Raw genomic sequence first — 269 nt, 5'->3', positions numbered from 1 at the left:
CTTGCGCCATTGCTATCAGCTTGTCTTCGAAAGCACGCCATGAGCACCAGCACACTGCCGGCGCTACCCGGCGCAACAGTAGACCAGGCCATCGAATGGTCGATCCGTCTCACCTACAACCGGCCCGACCCTGCTACCCGGGCGGCCTTCCAGGCCTGGCTGGCGGATGACGAAACCCACCGGCTGGCCTGGGCGCGCATGCAGAGCCTGAGCGGGCACTTTGCCGGTGTGCCGAGCGGGCTGGCGCGCCAGGCGCTGGAAAAACTGCC

1 protein-coding gene is annotated in these 269 nt (G+C 66.5%); it reads left to right on the top strand.

What is annotated here, in order from left to right:
• Positions 1-39: 39 nt before the first annotated feature.
• The coding region (locus SB786_RS36415; RefSeq protein WP_410731607.1) for a FecR/PupR family sigma factor regulator at positions 40-269 on the top strand (230 nt) is incomplete at its 3' end.

Origin of the sequence: Burkholderia sp. SIMBA_062, assembly GCF_046534765.1 — a bacterium.
Taxonomy (GTDB): Bacteria; Pseudomonadota; Gammaproteobacteria; order Burkholderiales; family Burkholderiaceae; genus Burkholderia; species Burkholderia ambifaria.
The sequence above is the reverse complement of the archived record's forward strand: the minus strand, read 5'-3'. Positions and strand labels throughout refer to the sequence as shown.